The following is a 17,407-nucleotide window of genomic DNA, read 5'->3' on the forward strand; positions in this document are numbered from 1 at the left end:
TGGTCATACCGCTCGCTGCCACCCCGCCTCTCTTATGGTTAGCGACTTCTTCCCGTCGATTGATATAAATCAGTCAACTCTACGTTTCCTGACTCAAATTTTCCTTCATTTATATCGCATGGTGTAGCATTAACCACATGAATAAATTAACAGCATTGAATGCTTTTTTATTTTACCGCGCCACGCTTGCCTATACTTTCCAGGTCACTGTCTAACGCTCTCGAAGATACAAACATGCATAGCCGAAAACTTTCGTTCACTACGCCCATTCTGGTGAGTTTTACCGGCATTTTTCTTTGCCTGGCCGTCATTGCCACTCTGGTTACTTTAAGCCAAAGGAAAGATATCACTGATAACTATCACAAGGTTAATCAGTCGTTTACGCATAACATTGCGGTTGATTATGCCGAGGCTATTTTCCAGGAGAATGATTATATTCTCAACCAGGCCGCATCCTACTTTTCCCGTTATAACCGCCTCGACAACGCGGTAAATTTGACCTCACCAGAGGGGTTGCAATCTCTGATGCAGTTATTGCGGCTAATGCCCTCTGTCTCCTCTATTTCGCTGGCCGATCCGCAGGGCGGTTATCTGCGTGCCCCGGTAGTGTCCGATAGCGAAGAGAGTCAGCGTTATGACGCCAAAACGCGCCCGTGGTTCGTTCACCAGGCTGAGGCGACGTCCTACAGCAAATACACGGGTATTTACGAAGATTACTTTACCCATCATCCGACGGTAACGGTCTACAAACCCGTCATCTCCCCGGAAGGTACTCTGAAAGGTACGCTGGCTTTTCACCTCGATCTCGCCTCTATTAGCCATGGGTTAAGAAGCACGCATCCTCCGATGGAAGGGGAGTTTTTTGTAGTAGACCGCAGCGGGCATGTCATGCTGCACCCGGACACGGGTGTTCTTTTTGAGGCTTTTTCACAGCAGTCGCGAATGAAAGAGATGAACAGCGGCGATGGCATGTTTCATGATGAAAAACGTGACATCTGGCTTTATTACAGCTCGCTGACCAATCCGGACTGGTTTGCTATCTATATGGTACCCGGCAATACACTGGAAAATCTTCTGCGCGATGAAACTCTCGTGGTCAGTTGGGGATTTGGCGTAGCAGCTCTGACTATCATCCTGTTCGGTCTGTATTTGCACTACGCTTCCCGCACGGTCCTGCTCAATATCATTAATGCAATTAAAACCGGGGATGTGCAGCAGACGCCGAAGCTGGAGGCGATGCTGAGCAAAGCGATAGTCAGTAGCAAAGAACGGGAGCAGGTCTGGGTCCGGCAGGCCACGATGGACGCCCTGACAAACTGCAAGAATCGGCGGGCATTTGATAGCGATATCGCCGCCCTGATGAACGATCATCAACCCTTTGCGCTGGCGCTGGTCGATATTGATAACTTCAAATCGATAAACGATACCTGGGGACATCTGAGCGGCGACATTGTGCTGCGTAACGTTGCCCGGGAAGGGTTGCAAGTACTGCAGTCACAAAATATCTCGCTGTACCGTTACGGCGGCGAAGAGTTTGCGGTCATTTTCCCACAAGAGCAATTAGCCAGAGCACGCCAGATACTCGAACAATGGCGCATTAATGTGGCAAGCCGGGAGTGGCGTGAAAAGGGAATGAGCGTGACGTTCAGCGCCGGATTGGGTGAGTGGCAAATGGAGTCGCTGGAGCAATTGGTTAATAGCGTTGATGAGGCGCTCTACCAGGCGAAACAGCAAGGCAAAAACCGAATCGTGTCGTGTAGTAAGTCGCTTCCTTCCGATTCGTCAACCTCGTTGTAACCGGTTTCAGTCAGCGTAGTGAATGTTTGTGATGCTATACACACATTCATGGAAATGCGGTTGTTGAAGGAGCCAGCACGGGATAATTATCAATTATCCCATCCACATCGAGGCTGACTATGAAAAACATCGTTTTATGCTGTGCTGCGGGGATGTCCACCAGCATGCTGGTTCAACGCATGAAAGACGCAGCGCAGAAAAAAGGGGTAGAAGTTTCCATTAAGGCCGTTCCTGTCGCTGAGTTTAAAGACAATATCGCTACCGCTGATATTGTACTGCTCGGACCGCAGGTGAAATATGAGCAGGCCAAGTTGCAGGCACAGGCCGAACCGTTGGGCAAAAAAGTCGCGGTTATCGATATGATGGATTACGGCATGATGAAAGGTGATGTCGTTCTGGAAAAAGCCCTCAAGCTGATGGAGTAAGCGCGTGGAAGATTTAGAAACCATCATTATGGAACTGCTGGTTAATGCTGGTGCGGCGCGCAGCCAGGCGCTGACGGCATTGCAACTCGCGCGTAAAGGCGATTTTGCCGGTGCGGAACAGGCGATGGAAGAGTCCCGCGAATTCGTCAAACACGCGCATAAAATCCAGACGCAGCTTATTGGCCTTGATGAAGGCGCAGGAAAACTGCCGGTCAACTTGATTACCGTCCATTCTCAGGATCACCTGATGAATGCCATGGTCATCCAGGATTTGGCGGGAGATATGATTGAACTCTACCGCCGACTGCCGCCCGTTAATGAATAATTCACACTTTTCAGTCATGCAAAATGCCCGATAAGTCGGGCATTTTGCTGTTTAGCCATGGTCAACGCGCTATCCGGGGTACGATGCGGATTTTGTCATTAAAGGCACGAGCGCTTACGACAAAAAATCTTCGCGTTGCGGCGTGAAGGTATCCAGCAACGTGCCTGCTTCCAGGCAAACACAACCGTGCTCAACATTTGGCTTTTTGTAGAGGGTATCGCCGGCGCTGACCTCTTTCGTCACGCCATCAATCGTAAAGCTAAAGCGTCCGGACAACACATAAGTGAGTTGTTCATGTGGGTGGCTATGCATCGGTCCTACGGCACCTTCAGCGAAGTTAACTTCCACCGCCATCATCGTGCCGCCATGGGCCAGAATTCTGCGATTGACGCCGTTACCCAGATCTTGCAGCACCGTCTCTTTTTTATAAATAAACATTCTTACACCTCGCTAAAACAGAATGTGCAGGCCTGATATTTGGCCTGCAGCACGATTAATGAGCCAAACCAAACGTGTATTTAATAATGGCTGACAGGAATGTGAAATCAGGGTCAGCGAAGGTCACACTGTCAACACCCAGGTGGCTGAACAACGGCAATACTAACGCAGGCAGAACACATAGCAGCAGACCGTTTACGAAACTGGCGAGTAATGCCCCCCGCAAACCACCGGTCGCATTACCAAAAATAGCAGCACTACCACCGGTAATAAAACTCGCCATAATGCCAGGAATAATCACTGGCAGACCAATGAACGGGAACAGCGCAACGCAGCACAGTTCCGCCATAAAGCTCACCAGAAAACCGATCAGTACCGCGTTCGGAGACTTCTCAAACAACACCATCGGATCCACTGCCGGAATAGAACCGGGTGCAACAATTTGAGAAAAGCCTTTAAATGCAGGCACGATTTCCTCAGTGAACATGACCACGCCTTTCTTGGCAATGTACAAACCGCCAGCAAAGGTAGCTGATTTTTCTAATAACCAGACCAGATAAGGTTTACCCGCTAACATCTTATCGAGGAAAGCATGCTCAGCGAATACAGAAGAAATACCCAGCAGACAGAACATAGTCAGAAAAGTGGCAACATCAGCATTCTTGAGAAAGCTGAATTTATCGCTAACTTTAACTTCTTCAACGTTAGTCGTTGTATTGCCAAACCACTTACCTAAATAAGAGCCAATAATATAGGAACTGGATGCCGCATGGGCTATGCAATAATCATTATGACCAATAATTTTACGGCTAAAGCGTGACAATATAGTCGGGAAGACGGCCATGTAAGTACCAATTACTACAGAGCCGAAAATAATAGCAAATTGCTCACCGTAGCCCAGGCCAATGAGGGCTGCGGTAACGGAAAACGACATAAACACTATCAGGTGCAGCGACAGGTATATCGCTTTAAAACGGGTATAACGTGCCAGCAGGACGTTAATAATCATCGCGAAGAACAGAATGAATGCGGCCGGTCGGCCCAGCTTATCAATAGTCAATGCCATGATAGCTTCATTACTTGGAACAACACCCCGCAAACCAAACGCATTGGTGAACAGGTCACTGAACATCGTCAGAACACCGCCAAGAATGCTGCCACCGGTTTTTATTAAAACAAAGCCAATAAAAGCAAGGAGCGTACCTTTGATTATATTCGTAATGCTACTTTTTTGTAGAGCCAGTCCCAGAAAAGCAATAAAAGCAATTATTATTGCAGGCGTGCCTAATATTTTAATTACGTAATCCATAATAAACCCTTCTACCGTAAGCATTGATTATTAACTGATAATTTTTTGTATCTTCTAGTTAGTATTTCAGTAATATTGAAACGAGTTGACGCCTGAGAAATAAATCTCAGTATTATTGTTATAATCTGGCAACCCATAGAGGGATTGCATTATTTAATACTATAGAGACGCGCTGGTTAAAATTAACCAGTCGTTCTAAACCTGCACATAAGACTTACTATCAGGATTTGAAAATAAAGCCCCTTATTTCTGGTCACGAAAATGTTCCGGGTAAATACTTGCTAACGGTGCGTATTTTAACAAACGGAGGAAAAGAAATTGTGACGAACACAACTAAAACACCATTTCATTTTAATTAATCTGTGATTTTACTTATTGGATCTGGAGGTTCAGTGACGGTGTGACAGAGAAGGGAGAAAGGAAACGCGGGCATAAAAAGGGCAAAAAAAACTGCACCTTATTCAGTTGGAACCCAACCTTTGGGGTGCAGCTTAACTTACATTAACGTGTCAGCAACGATTACTCGTTGTCGGAACCGCCCAGACCTGCGTTCAGCAGTTCTGCCAGGCTCGCGGACGCATCTTCAGCAGTTACCTGCGGTGCAGCTGGCAGTTCGCCCGCTGCACGACGACGCATACGATCCTGATGGTACGCATAACCGGTACCCGCCGGGATCAGACGACCCACGATGACGTTCTCTTTCAGACCGCGCAGTTCATCACGTTTACCTGCAACAGCGGCTTCGGTCAGGACACGAGTTGTTTCCTGGAACGATGCTGCAGAGATGAAGGACTCGGTTGCCAGAGACGCTTTGGTGATACCCAGCAGATCGCGCGAGAAGGTCGCACCGATTTTGCCGTTCGCTTCCAGTTCGCGGTTAGCGATCTTGACGCGTGAGTATTCAACCTGTTCGCCTTCCAGGAAGTCGGAGCTGCCTGCGCTTTCGATGGTGGCTTTACGCAGCATCTGACGAACGATAACTTCAATGTGTTTATCGTTAATCTTAACGCCCTGCAGACGGTATACGTCCTGAACTTCGTTAACGATGTAACGAGTCACAGCATGCACACCACGCAGACGCAGAATGTCGTGCGGCGCTTCCGGACCGTCGGAAACCACGTCACCACGTTCTACACGTTCACCTTCGAACACGTTGAGCTGACGCCATTTCGGAATCATCTCTTCGTACGGATCGCTACCGTCTACCGGGGTGATAACCAGACGACGTTTCCCTTTGGTCTCTTTACCGAAGGAAATGATGCCGCTGATTTCAGCCAGGATTGCCGGCTCTTTCGGACGACGTGCTTCGAACAGGTCCGCAACGCGCGGCAGACCACCGGTGATATCCTTGGTACCGCCAGATTCCTGCGGAATACGCGCCAGGGTATCACCAGAACTGATCTGTACGCCATCTTCCAGCTGAACAATCGCTTTACCTGGCAGGAAGTACTGAGCAGGCATATCAGTGCCTGGGATCAGAACATCGTTACCCTGACCATCAACAATTTTCAGTGCCGGACGCAGATCTTTACCACCGGTAGTACGTTCAGCAGAATCCAGAACCACCAGAGATGACAGACCGGTCAGCTCGTCGGTCTGACGAGTAATGGTCTGGCCGTCAATCATGTCAGTGAAGCGGATGAAACCGCTCACTTCGGTGATAACCGGCATGGTGTGTGGATCCCAGTTTGCAACGGTTTCACCGCCGGCAACCTGCTCGCCATCACCTTTCGCCATAACAGCACCGTAAGGCACTTTATAGCTCTCTTTGGTACGACCGAATTCGTCGATCAATTTCAGCTCGGTGTTACGGGAAGTGATAACCAGTTTACCGCTGGAGTTCACAACCGACTTCGCGTTGCTGAGCTTGATGCTACCTTTGTTTTTCACCTGGATGCTGGATTCAGCAGCCGCACGAGATGCCGCACCACCGATGTGGAACGTACGCATCGTCAGCTGTGTACCCGGCTCACCGATGGACTGTGCCGCGATAACGCCGATAGCTTCACCTTTGTTGATGATGTGGCCACGCGCCAGGTCACGACCGTAGCAGTGCGCACATACACCAAAGTCGGTGTCACAGGATACAACGGAGCGCACCTTAACAGAGTCAACGGAGTTAACTTCTAACAGGTCACACCATTGTTCGTTCAGCAGGGTGTTGCGCGGAACAAGAATATCCGCCGTACCCGGCTTCAGAACGTCCTCAGCGGTCACACGACCCAGTACGCGATCGCGCAGCGGCTCTTTAACATCGCCACCCTCGATAACCGGGGTCATGGTGATACCTTCCAGCGTGCCACAATCGTCTTCGGTCACAACCAGGTCCTGCGCGACGTCAACCAGACGACGCGTCAGATAACCGGAGTTCGCGGTTTTCAGTGCGGTATCCGCCAGACCTTTACGCGCACCGTGCGTGGAGATGAAGTACTGGAGTACGTTCAGACCTTCACGGAAGTTCGCGGTGATCGGCGTTTCGATAATGGAGCCATCCGGCTTCGCCATCAGACCACGCATACCTGCCAGCTGACGAATCTGTGCCGCAGAACCACGCGCACCGGAGTCGGCCATCATGTAGATGCTGTTAAAGGAAACCTGCTGCTCTTCTTCACCCTTACGGTTAATAACGGTTTCAGTCTGCAGGTTATCCATCATCGCTTTCGATACGCGATCGTTCGCCGCGGCCCAGATATCGATAACTTTGTTGTAGCGTTCGCCAGCGGTTACCAGACCGGACTGGAACTGCTCCTGAATCTCAGCAACTTCTGCTTCTGCTTCGGCGATGATCTCGGCTTTTTTCGCCGGGATAACCATATCGTCGATACCAACAGAGGCACCAGAACGTGCTGCATACGCGAAACCGGTATACATGGTCTGGTCAGCAAAGATAACGGTCGGTTTCAGGCCCAGAATGCGGTAACAGGTGTTCAGCATTTTGGAGATCGCTTTTTTGCCCAGCGGCTGGTTCACGATAGAGAACGGCAGACCCTTAGGCACGATCATCCACAGAATCGCACGACCAACAGTCGTATCGATCAGGCTGGTTTTAGACGTAAATTCGCCCTGAGCATTTTTTTCAAACTCAGTGATACGTACTTTAACGCGAGCGTGCAGCTCAGCCTGGCCAGAACGGTACAGACGTTCCGCTTCTTTCGGGCCAGTCAACACCATGCCTTCGCCTTTGGCGTTGATTTTGTCACGGGTCATATAGTACAGACCCAGAACAACGTCCTGAGACGGAACGATGATAGGTTCGCCGTTCGCCGGAGACAGGATGTTGTTGGTAGACATCATCAGCGCACGCGCTTCGAGCTGAGCTTCCAGCGTCAGCGGTACGTGAACAGCCATCTGGTCACCATCGAAGTCGGCGTTATAGGCCGCACAAACCAGCGGGTGCAGCTGAATAGCTTTACCTTCGATCAGTACCGGTTCAAAGGCCTGGATACCCAGACGGTGCAGTGTTGGTGCACGGTTCAGCAGTACCGGGTGTTCGCGGATAACTTCATCCAGGATATCCCAGACTACCGCTTCTTCACGCTCAACCATTTTCTTCGCGGCTTTGATGGTGGTGGCGAGGCCACGCAGTTCCAGCTTGCCGTAAATGAACGGTTTGAACAGCTCCAGTGCCATTTTCTTCGGCAGACCGCACTGATGCAGACGCAGGTATGGACCTACGGTGATTACAGAACGACCGGAGTAGTCAACACGCTTACCGAGCAGGTTCTGACGGAAACGACCCTGTTTACCTTTGATCATATCGGCCAAAGATTTCAGAGGACGTTTGTTAGAACCAGTGATCGCACGACCACGACGACCGTTATCCAGCAGGGCGTCGACCGCTTCCTGCAGCATACGTTTTTCGTTGCGTACGATGATGTCCGGCGCAGCCAGGTCCAGCAGACGTTTCAGACGGTTGTTACGGTTGATCACGCGACGATACAGATCGTTCAGATCGGACGTTGCGAAACGACCACCATCCAGCGGAACCAGTGGACGCAGATCTGGCGGCAGAACTGGCAGAACGGTCAGGATCATCCACTCTGGTTTGTTACCAGACTGAACGAACGCTTCCAGCAGTTTGATACGCTTGGTCAGCTTTTTACGCTTGGTTTCGGAATTAGTTTCGTTCAGCTCTTCACGCAGCTGCTCGCACTCTTGCTCCAGATCCATGCTTTTCAGCAGGGCCTGGATTGCTTCCGCACCCATCTTCGCGTCGAATTCGTCACCGAACTCTTCCAGCGCGTCCAGATACTGTTCTTCGGTCAGAATCTGGTTACGTTCCAGGTTCGTCATACCGCCTTCGATAACCACATAAGATTCGAAGTACAGAACACGTTCGATATCACGCAGCGGCATATCCAGCAGCAGGCCGATACGGGACGGCAGAGATTTCAGGAACCAGATGTGAGCAGTCGGAGACGCCAGTTCGATGTGGCCCATGCGCTCACGACGCACTTTAGTCTGGGTCACTTCAACGCCGCACTTCTCACAGATCACACCACGGTGTTTCAGGCGCTTGTACTTACCGCACAGGCACTCGTAATCTTTTACTGGCCCGAAGATACGGGCGCAGAAAAGGCCGTCACGCTCAGGCTTGAACGTACGGTAGTTGATGGTTTCCGGCTTTTTAACTTCACCGAAAGACCATGAACGGATCATGTCTGGCGAAGCCAGAGCAATTTTGATCGCATCAAACTCTTCGGTTTTAGTTTGCGCTTTCAGAAACTTTAATAAGTCTTTCACGGATTTGCTCCCGTCGGAGTTAGCACACTCTGCTGTCGGGCGTTAACCCGACAGCAGTGACCTGTTTGAGCGAGAATTACTCGTCTTCCAGTTCGATGTTGATACCCAGCGAACGAATCTCTTTCAACAGTACGTTGAAGGATTCTGGCATGCCCGGTTCCATCTGATGGTTGCCGTCCACGATGTTCTTATACATCTTGGTACGACCGTTCACGTCATCAGACTTAACGGTGAGCATTTCCTGCAGGGTGTATGCTGCGCCGTATGCTTCCAGCGCCCACACTTCCATCTCCCCGAAGCGCTGACCACCGAACTGCGCCTTACCACCCAGCGGCTGCTGAGTAACCAGGCTGTAAGAACCGGTAGAACGAGCGTGCATTTTGTCGTCGACCAGGTGGTTCAGTTTCAGCATGTACATGTAACCTACGGTTACCGGACGCTCGAACTGTTCACCGGTGCGGCCGTCATACAGGCGGATCTGACCGGAAGTTGGCAGGTCGCCCAGTTGCAGCAGCTCTTTAATCTCAGCTTCTTTGGCACCGTCGAATACCGGTGTTGCGATTGGCATACCTTTTTTCAGGTTCTCAGCCAGACGCAGTACTTCTTCATCGCTGAAGGTGTTCAGGTCAACTTTCTGACGAACATCGGCACCGAGGTCATACGCTTTCTGGATGAACTCGCGCAGTTTCGCAACTTCTTGCTGCTGTTTCAGCATGGCGTTGATCTTATCGCCGATACCTTTCGCAGCCATACCCAGGTGGGTTTCCAGAATCTGACCGATGTTCATACGAGACGGTACGCCCAGCGGGTTCAGTACGATATCTACCGGCGTACCGTTAGCATCGTGCGGCATATCTTCGATCGGGTTGATCTTAGAGATAACACCCTTGTTACCGTGACGACCTGCCATTTTGTCACCCGGTTGAATCTGACGTTTCACAGCCAGATAAACCTTAACGATTTTCAGCACGCCTGGTGCCAGATCATCGCCCTGGGTGATTTTGCGGCGTTTCGCTTCGAGTTTTTTCTCGAACTCGTGTTTCAGTTCGTCATACTGCTCAGCCAGTTGTTCCAGCTGATTTTGTTTCTCTTCGTCGGTCAGGCCCAGTTCCAGCCAGCGGTCACGCGGCAGCTTGTCGAGCTTCTCAGCTTCAATGCCACCGGAAACCAGCACTGCGTAGATACGACTGAACAGACCGGCTTCAAGGATCTGCAGTTCTTCAGACAGGTCTTTCTTAGCCTGTTTGAGCTGCATCTCTTCGATTTCCAGCGCACGTTTGTCTTTCTCAACGCCGTCACGGGTAAAGACCTGAACGTCGATAACCGTACCGGAAACACCATTTGGTACGCGCAGAGAAGAGTCTTTAACGTCAGACGCTTTCTCACCGAAGATCGCACGCAGCAGTTTCTCTTCTGGCGTCAGTTGGGTTTCACCTTTCGGTGTAACCTTACCAACCAGAATATCGCCGCCGGTCACTTCCGCACCGATGTAAACGATACCGGATTCATCCAGTTTGGAGAGCGCAGCTTCACCCACGTTCGGGATATCAGCAGTGATCTCTTCTGGCCCCAGCTTGGTGTCACGGGACACACACGCCAGTTCCTGAATGTGGATGGTGGTGAAACGGTCTTCCTGAACAACACGCTCGGATACGAGGATGGAGTCTTCGAAGTTGTAACCGTTCCATGGCATGAATGCCACGCGCATGTTCTGACCGAGCGCCAGTTCACCAAGGTCGGTAGACGGGCCATCTGCCAGCACGTCACCGCGCTCGATTGGCTCACCCAGAGAGACGCAAGGCATCTGGTTAATACAGGTGTTCTGGTTAGAACGGGTGTACTTGGTCAGGTTGTAGATGTCGATACCCGCTTCGCCCGGGTACATTTCGTCTTCGTTAACTTTGATAACGATACGAGAGGCATCCACGTACTGAACCATGCCACCACGTTTAGCAACCGCAGTTACACCGGAGTCAACGGCAACAGCACGTTCCATACCGGTACCAACCAGCGGCTTATCAGCGCGCAGAGTCGGAACCGCCTGACGTTGCATGTTCGCACCCATCAATGCACGGTTGGCGTCATCGTGCTCCAGGAACGGGATCAGGGACGCACCGACGGAAACCACCTGCTGGGTGGAAACGTCCATGTAGTCAACCTGGTCGCGGCTGAACAAGCTCGATTCGCCTTTGCTACGGCAGGTAACCAGATCTTCTACAAAGTGGCCTTCATCATCCAGGTTGGAGTTCGCCTGAGCGATAACGTAGTTGCCTTCTTCGATAGCAGACAGGTAGTGAATTTCGTCAGTTACAACACCGTCAGTCACTTTACGGTACGGGGTCTCGAGGAAACCGTATTCGTTCGTCTGTGCGTACACGGACAGGGAGTTGATCAGACCGATGTTTGGACCTTCAGGCGTTTCGATTGGACATACGCGACCGTAGTGCGTCGGGTGTACGTCTCGAACTTCAAAGCCTGCGCGTTCACGGGTCAGACCGCCTGGGCCGAGTGCAGAGATACGACGTTTGTGCGTAATCTCAGACAGCGGGTTGTTCTGGTCCATAAACTGAGACAGCTGGCTGGAACCGAAGAACTCTTTCACTGCCGCAGAAATCGGCTTGGCGTTGATCATATCCTGAGGCATCAGGGTATCCAGATCGCCCAGGGACAGACGCTCTTTCACCGCACGCTCAACACGCACCAGACCAACACGGAACTGGTTTTCTGCCATTTCGCCTACAGAACGGATACGACGGTTGCCGAGGTGGTCGATATCATCGACTTCGCCTTTACCGTTACGGATATCGATGAGCTTCTTCATCACTTCGATGATGTCTTCTTTGCTCAGGATACCGGAACCTTCGATTTCGTCGCGCAGCAGAGAACGGTTGAACTTCATACGACCCACCGCGGACAGATCGTAGCGGTCTTCGGAGAAGAACAGGTTCTCGAACAGGCTTTCAGCGGCTTCACGAGTCGGCGGCTCACCAGGACGCATCATGCGGTAGATTTCTACCAGCGCACTCAGGCGATCGTTGGTTGGGTCGACGCGTACAGTCTCAGAGATGTACGGGCCGTGGTCCAGGTCATTGGTGAACAGCGTTTCGATACGCTTGTGACCAGCCTGGCTCAGTTTAGCCAGCAGATCCAGACTCAGCTCCATGTTCGCCGGGCAGATCAGCTCACCAGTAGACTCATCAACATAGTCTTTGGAAGCGACTTTACCCGCGATGTACTCAACCGGTACTTCGATGTGCTGAATCTCGTCTTTTTCCAGCTGACGAATATGGCGCGCAGTGATACGGCGGCCTTTTTCTACATAGACTTTACCGTTAGCTTCGATGTCGAAAGAGGCGGTCTCGCCACGCAGGCGTTCCGGCACCAGTTCCATCTGCAGCTTGTTGTCGCGAATTTCGAAGACAACTTTTTCAAAGAACAGATCAAGAATCTGCTCAGTGGTGTAATCCAGTGCACGCAGAATAATGGTCGCAGGCAATTTACGACGACGGTCAATACGAACAAACAGGTTGTCTTTCGGATCGAACTCGAAGTCCAGCCAGGAACCACGGTAAGGGATGATGCGCGCGTTATAAAGCACCTTACCAGATGAGTGGGTTTTGCCTTTGTCGCTGTCGAAGAAAACGCCAGGACTACGGTGCAACTGAGAAACGATAACGCGCTCAGTACCGTTGATGACAAAAGTACCGTTGTCGGTCATGAGCGGAATTTCGCCCATGTACACTTCTTGTTCTTTAATGTCTTTAACGGTGCCTTCCGGCGCTTCGCGCTCGTAGATCACCAGACGCAGTTTTACGCGCAGCGGTGCGGAATAGGTCACGCCACGAATTTGACACTCTTTAACGTCAAATACGGGTTCGCCAAGACGGTAGCTGACGTACTGCAGTTCAGAATTGCCGCTATAGCTGGCAATTGGGAACACGGAGCGGAAAGCCGCTTCCAGACCGTACTGCCCTTCAGGATCTTGCTCGATAAACTTCTGGAACGAGTCAAGCTGGATAGAAAGGAGATATGGAATGTCCAGAACTTGTGGACGTTTACCAAAATCCTTACGAATACGTTTTTTCTCGGTATAGGAGTAAACCATAGGGTTCCTCAGCTCGCTGACAAGTCGACCCACTCTGTCCATCGGAGGGACAGTTTATGCAACACCATTTTGTTGACCGGAAAATTGAATACTTTCCGCAATGTCTGTTGCTATCACGCTTAAATCATTTCATTGCGATTTACACAGAGCGAGGACCCTGTCGCAGTATATTAAGTCGTCGATAGAAACAAACATTGTCAGGACTACCAGCAGTCAAACAGTGTGAAATGCTGCTGGCGCCTTACAGCGCAAAATGGCTGGTGACTAAAAAGTCACCAGCCATCGGCCTGATTTCTCAGGCTTCAACCAGAAAAGTCGGCTTATTTAACTTCAACTTCAGCGCCAGCTTCTTCCAGAGATTTTTTCAGTGCTTCGGCGTCGTCTTTGCTGATGCCTTCTTTCAGGGCAGCAGGTGCAGATTCTACCAGGTCTTTAGCTTCTTTCAGACCCAGGCCAGTTGCGCCACGTACTGCTTTGATAACAGCAACTTTGTTAGCGCCAGCAGCTTTCAGAATTACGTCGAATTCAGTTTTTTCTTCAGCAGCTTCAACCGGGCCAGCAGCTACAGCGACAGCAGCAGCAGCGGAAACACCGAATTTTTCTTCCATTGCAGAGATCAGCTCAACAACGTCCATTACGGACATAGCGGATACTGCTTCAATGATTTGATCTTTAGTGATAGACATTTAAATTGTTCCTGAATATCAGAATAAGTTTATACGTAAGCAGATGCTTTACAAAGATAACTGCGATTAAGCAGCTTCTTTCGCATCGCGTACAGCAGCCAGAGTACGAACCAGTTTGCCAGCCGAAGCTTCTTTCATGGTTGCCATCAGGCGTGCAATTGCTTCTTCGTAGGTCGGCAGAGTTGCCAGGCGATCGATCTGGGATGCCGGGATTAACTCACCTTCAAAGGCAGCGGCTTTGACCTCAAATTTTGCATTCGCTTTCGCGAACTCTTTGAACAGACGAGCAGCAGCGCCCGGGTGTTCCATAGAGTATGCAATCAGGGTCGGACCAACGAACGCGTCTTTCAGGCACTCAAACTGAGTACCTTCAACAACACGGCGCAGCAGGGTGTTACGAACAACACGCATGTATACGCCGGCTTCGCGACCTGCTTTACGCAGTTCGGTCATTTTGTCTACGGTCACGCCACGGGAATCCGCAACAACCGCAGACAGCGCGCCTTTGGCTACTTCGCTGACTTCAGCAACAATCGCTTGTTTGTCTTGAAGATTTAAAGCCATTAGCTTTGCTCCTGGATGTTTGCCAGAACAAAATGTTCTGGAACTCACTTCACTCTTCAAATGAAGAGCGTCTGAATACGGTGAGCAGAAACAAGCCAGAGTATCAAAAAATAATCTTAGCGTTCTGTCACCGTCTACGCAGGGGATTAAGTTTCTTACGAAACACCTGCGGTCTTCGACGGAGGCCTGGATAGGCCAGGCTCCAACGAACAAATCTTGTCTATGACTTCGTCCTTCGAACTGCTGCTGCGTTGCCTGCTCTCGCTCACACCAGTCACATAGTTAACTATGCTCCTGGCGATTCACTCGCTTGCCGCCTTGCCGCAATTCAAATGACTCGCATAGCGTCTGTATCTTTCAACAGAATACGTGGGGGTAAAATTGTAGACAAATTCACCGCCCACGTAAAGGCATTAGTTTGCAGAAGCGCTCAGGCCAGCCTGATCAACTGCAACACCGGCACCCATAGTGGTGGAGATGCTGATTTTCTTGATGTACACGCCTTTTGCCTGAGTCGGTTTTGCTTTTTTCAGCGCAACCAGCAGAGCTTCCAGGTTTTCTTTCAGTTTGTCAGCGTCAAAATCCACTTTACCGATGGTGGTGTGAATGATGCCGTTTTTGTCGTTACGGTAACGAACCTGACCTGCTTTCGCGTTTTTAACCGCTTCAGCAACGTTCGGAGTTACAGTACCAACTTTCGGGTTTGGCATCAGGCCACGCGGACCCAGAACCTGGCCCAACTGGCCAACAACGCGCATTGCATCCGGGGAAGCAATAACAACGTCAAAGTTCATTTCGCCTTTCTTGATCTGGTCTGCCAGATCTTCCATACCTACCAGCTCAGCGCCTGCAGCTTTAGCAGCTTCAGCGTTTGCGCCCTGGGTAAATACGGCAACGCGAACGGAACGGCCAGTACCGTGCGGCAGTACAGTTGCACCACGTACGTTCTGATCGGATTTACGCGCGTCGATGCCGAGGTTAACAGCAACGTCAACGCTTTCTACGAATTTAGCAGTGGCCAGCTCTTTCAGCAGAGAGATAGCTTCATTGATGTCGTACTGTTTGGTCGCATCAACTTTGTCACGGATCACGCGCATGCGCTTGGTCAGTTTAGCCATTTCTTAATCCTCCACTACCAGGCCCATGGAACGTGCAGTACCTTCAATGGAGCGAGTCATCGCTTCAATGTCGGCGCCAGTCATGTCGGCAGCTTTGGTCTGCGCGATTTCCTGCAGCTGAGCGCGGGAGATTTTACCCACTTTGTCTTTGTTCGGCTTGCCGGAACCAGACTTGATACCAGCCGCTTTCTTCAGCAGAACTGCTGCCGGAGGCGTTTTGGTAACGAAAGTGAAGGAACGGTCAGCGTAAACGGTAATAACAACCGGAATCGGCAGACCTTTTTCCATGGAATCAGTTTTGGCGTTGAACGCTTTACAGAATTCCATGATGTTAACACCCTGCTGACCCAGAGCCGGACCAACCGGTGGGCTCGGGTTTGCCATGCCAGCTGCAACCTGCAGCTTGACGTAGGCCTGGACTTTCTTAGCCATTGAAATTTCCTCGTTTGGGTTATAGCGCCCGGAAGGGCTCCCCGTGTTTAAATACGTTTTACGGGCACTGGACCCATAAAATCAAAAGGCGCGAAATTGTATGCCAACTTCGCGCCTTGTGCAACATTTGATCGCCTTTTTTTAGGCTTTCTCTACCTGGCTAAAGTCCAGTTCCACCGGGGTCGCACGACCAAAAATGGACACGGAAACTTTCAGGCGTGACTTTTCGTAGTCAACTTCTTCGACCACACCGTTAAAGTCAGCAAACGGACCATCATTAACGCGGACCATTTCACCTGGTTCGAACAGCGTTTTCGGACGCGGCTTATCACCCACCTGCTGCAGGCGGTTCATAATTGCATCGACTTCTTTATCGCTGATCGGCGCCGGACGATCGGAAGTACCACCGATGAAGCCCATTACGCGCGGAACGCTGCGCACCAGGTGCCAGCTCGCGTCGTTCATGACCATCTGGACCAGTACGTAACCCGGGAAGAATTTGCGTTCGCTTTTGCGACGCTGACCGCCACGGATTTCGACCACTTCTTCGGTCGGCACCATAACTTCGCCAAATAACTCTTCCATGTTGTGTAATTTGATGTGCTCACGCAACGAAGTCGCTACGCGGCCTTCAAAACCGGAAAACGCCTGAACGACGTACCAGCGCTTTTTAGGAGCTTCAGACATCTCAGAACCTCAGGCCAGTGATAAAGGAAACAAGGCGAACCAGAATACCATCCAGTCCCCACAAAATAAGTGACATAACCGCAGTTACCGCAGCTACGATCAATGTGGTGTGCAATGTTTCCTGGCGAGTAGGCCAAATTACCTTACGGACTTCAGTTCTCGCTTCGCGGGCAAACGCAACGGTCGCTTTACCCTTCGTCGTCAACAGCGCGACACCACCTGCTGCAGCAATCAGAATCACAACGGCCAGCGCACGCAGCGGCAGCATCATGTCACGATAAAGGTAGTTGCCAACAATCGCTACGAGCAACAGAACAGCAACAACAACCCACTTCATCGCTTCCAGGCCGCGCCCGCTCCCTTGAGCTTCGGTATTCGCACTCATAAACCAACCTGTTACAAGAATCAGACAAACATTTTTGCCCCGCACAGGCGAGGCAACCAAACCGAAATGCTCTGGTGCGTTTCGGATTTAACGCCATCTACAGAGCCTGTCTCAGCAATGATTATGACAAAAAAAATCACTGATGAGCCAGGTTCTGGTTCGAGAGCGTGCAAAAAGGGCATCAAATGATGCCCTTTTCTTACGCTTAGCGTCAAATGTTATCAGCGATTAGCCGAGAACTTTTGCTACAACGCCCGCGCCTACAGTACGGCCGCCTTCACGGATTGCGAAACGCAGACCGTCGTCCATCGCGATCGGGTGGATCAGGGTAACAACCATTTTGATGTTGTCGCCCGGCATTACCATCTCTACGCCTTCCGGCAGTTCGATGGT

The 17,407-nt window shown here is 50.8% G+C and carries 14 protein-coding genes; 3 read left to right on the plus strand and 11 right to left on the minus strand.

Annotated elements, in window-relative coordinates:
• The first annotated feature begins 234 nt into the window (after positions 1-234).
• The 3 genes from AAIG39_RS23920 to AAIG39_RS23930 all read left to right on the plus strand — a co-directional run bounded on the left by AAIG39_RS23920 (position 235) and on the right by AAIG39_RS23930 (position 2,547).
• Complete coding sequence (locus AAIG39_RS23920) at positions 235-1,797, plus strand: sensor domain-containing diguanylate cyclase (RefSeq protein ID WP_343194895.1); 1,563 nt, start codon at positions 235-237, stop codon at positions 1,795-1,797.
• Positions 1,798-1,916: 119 nt separating this feature from the next.
• Positions 1,917-2,222 carry a PTS sugar transporter subunit IIB gene (locus AAIG39_RS23925; protein WP_039076854.1) on the plus strand — a complete coding sequence of 102 codons (306 nt, stop codon included), beginning with the start codon at positions 1,917-1,919 and terminating at the stop codon, positions 2,220-2,222.
• A gap of 4 nt (positions 2,223-2,226) precedes the next feature.
• Positions 2,227-2,547, plus strand: a complete 321-nt coding sequence (locus AAIG39_RS23930) for a PTS lactose/cellobiose transporter subunit IIA (RefSeq protein WP_090089045.1) — start codon at positions 2,227-2,229, stop codon at positions 2,545-2,547.
• 114 nt (positions 2,548-2,661) lie between these two features.
• Here AAIG39_RS23930 and AAIG39_RS23935 read toward each other — a convergent pair whose 3' ends face one another.
• The 11 genes from AAIG39_RS23935 to AAIG39_RS23985 form a co-directional block, all read right to left on the minus strand.
• Positions 2,662-2,985: a cupin domain-containing protein gene (locus tag AAIG39_RS23935; protein ID WP_090089043.1), complete on the minus strand. Its 324-nt coding sequence runs from the start codon at positions 2,983-2,985 to the stop codon at positions 2,662-2,664.
• 55 nt (positions 2,986-3,040) lie between these two features.
• Positions 3,041-4,318 carry a PTS ascorbate transporter subunit IIC gene (ulaA, locus tag AAIG39_RS23940; protein WP_343194896.1) on the minus strand — a complete coding sequence of 426 codons (1,278 nt, stop codon included), beginning with the start codon at positions 4,316-4,318 and terminating at the stop codon, positions 3,041-3,043.
• A gap of 495 nt (positions 4,319-4,813) precedes the next feature.
• The gene (rpoC, locus tag AAIG39_RS23945) at positions 4,814-9,037 is read right to left on the minus strand and encodes a DNA-directed RNA polymerase subunit beta' (protein ID WP_090089039.1); all 4,224 of its coding nucleotides are present in this window, start codon (positions 9,035-9,037) and stop codon (positions 4,814-4,816) included.
• A 76-nt stretch (positions 9,038-9,113) separates the two neighbouring features.
• On the minus strand, positions 9,114-13,142 hold the full coding sequence (gene rpoB / locus AAIG39_RS23950; RefSeq protein ID WP_090089037.1) for a DNA-directed RNA polymerase subunit beta: 4,029 nt from the start codon (positions 13,140-13,142) through the stop codon (positions 9,114-9,116).
• 320 nt (positions 13,143-13,462) lie between these two features.
• Positions 13,463-13,828, minus strand: a complete 366-nt coding sequence (gene rplL, locus AAIG39_RS23955) for a 50S ribosomal protein L7/L12 (protein WP_002884142.1) — start codon at positions 13,826-13,828, stop codon at positions 13,463-13,465.
• 66 nt (positions 13,829-13,894) lie between these two features.
• Positions 13,895-14,392, minus strand: a complete 498-nt coding sequence (rplJ, locus tag AAIG39_RS23960; RefSeq protein WP_002438625.1) for a 50S ribosomal protein L10 — start codon at positions 14,390-14,392, stop codon at positions 13,895-13,897.
• Between the two features lie 413 nt (positions 14,393-14,805).
• Entirely contained in the window at positions 14,806-15,510 is a 705-nt protein-coding gene (gene rplA / locus AAIG39_RS23965; RefSeq protein ID WP_039076861.1) for a 50S ribosomal protein L1, read from the minus strand.
• Between the two features lie 3 nt (positions 15,511-15,513).
• The gene (gene rplK, locus AAIG39_RS23970) at positions 15,514-15,942 is read right to left on the minus strand and encodes a 50S ribosomal protein L11 (protein WP_006688357.1); all 429 of its coding nucleotides are present in this window, start codon (positions 15,940-15,942) and stop codon (positions 15,514-15,516) included.
• Between the two features lie 141 nt (positions 15,943-16,083).
• On the minus strand, positions 16,084-16,629 hold the full coding sequence (gene nusG / locus AAIG39_RS23975; RefSeq protein WP_001287521.1) for a transcription termination/antitermination protein NusG: 546 nt from the start codon (positions 16,627-16,629) through the stop codon (positions 16,084-16,086).
• A gap of 1 nt (position 16,630) precedes the next feature.
• Positions 16,631-17,014 carry a preprotein translocase subunit SecE gene (gene secE, locus AAIG39_RS23980; RefSeq protein ID WP_003033128.1) on the minus strand — a complete coding sequence of 128 codons (384 nt, stop codon included), beginning with the start codon at positions 17,012-17,014 and terminating at the stop codon, positions 16,631-16,633.
• Positions 17,015-17,242: 228 nt separating this feature from the next.
• Positions 17,243-17,407: EF-Tu C-terminal domain-related protein (locus AAIG39_RS23985; RefSeq protein WP_001669278.1), on the minus strand; the 165-nt coding region annotated here is incomplete at its 5' end.

This window comes from Phytobacter palmae (genome assembly GCF_039409775.1).
Classification (GTDB): domain Bacteria; phylum Pseudomonadota; class Gammaproteobacteria; order Enterobacterales; family Enterobacteriaceae; genus Phytobacter; species Phytobacter palmae.

What these genes read in the sequence shown, in the direction of transcription:
- AAIG39_RS23920 (WP_343194895.1), top strand. Translation starts at nt 235, where the DNA reads ATGCATAGCCGAAAACTTTCGTTCACTACGCCCATTCTGGTGAGTTTT.
- AAIG39_RS23925 (WP_039076854.1), top strand. Translation starts at nt 1,917, where the DNA reads ATGAAAAACATCGTTTTATGCTGTGCTGCGGGGATGTCCACCAGCATG.
- AAIG39_RS23935 (WP_090089043.1), bottom strand. Translation starts at nt 2,985, where the DNA reads ATGTTTATTTATAAAAAAGAGACGGTGCTGCAAGATCTGGGTAACGGC.
- ulaA (WP_343194896.1), bottom strand. Translation starts at nt 4,318, where the DNA reads ATGCTTACGGTAGAAGGGTTTATTATGGATTACGTAATTAAAATATTA.
- rpoB (WP_090089037.1), bottom strand. Translation starts at nt 13,142, where the DNA reads ATGGTTTACTCCTATACCGAGAAAAAACGTATTCGTAAGGATTTTGGT.
- rplL (WP_002884142.1), bottom strand. Translation starts at nt 13,828, where the DNA reads ATGTCTATCACTAAAGATCAAATCATTGAAGCAGTATCCGCTATGTCC.
- rplJ (WP_002438625.1), bottom strand. Translation starts at nt 14,392, where the DNA reads ATGGCTTTAAATCTTCAAGACAAACAAGCGATTGTTGCTGAAGTCAGC.
- rplA (WP_039076861.1), bottom strand. Translation starts at nt 15,510, where the DNA reads ATGGCTAAACTGACCAAGCGCATGCGCGTGATCCGTGACAAAGTTGAT.
- rplK (WP_006688357.1), bottom strand. Translation starts at nt 15,942, where the DNA reads ATGGCTAAGAAAGTCCAGGCCTACGTCAAGCTGCAGGTTGCAGCTGGC.
- nusG (WP_001287521.1), bottom strand. Translation starts at nt 16,629, where the DNA reads ATGTCTGAAGCTCCTAAAAAGCGCTGGTACGTCGTTCAGGCGTTTTCC.
- secE (WP_003033128.1), bottom strand. Translation starts at nt 17,014, where the DNA reads ATGAGTGCGAATACCGAAGCTCAAGGGAGCGGGCGCGGCCTGGAAGCG.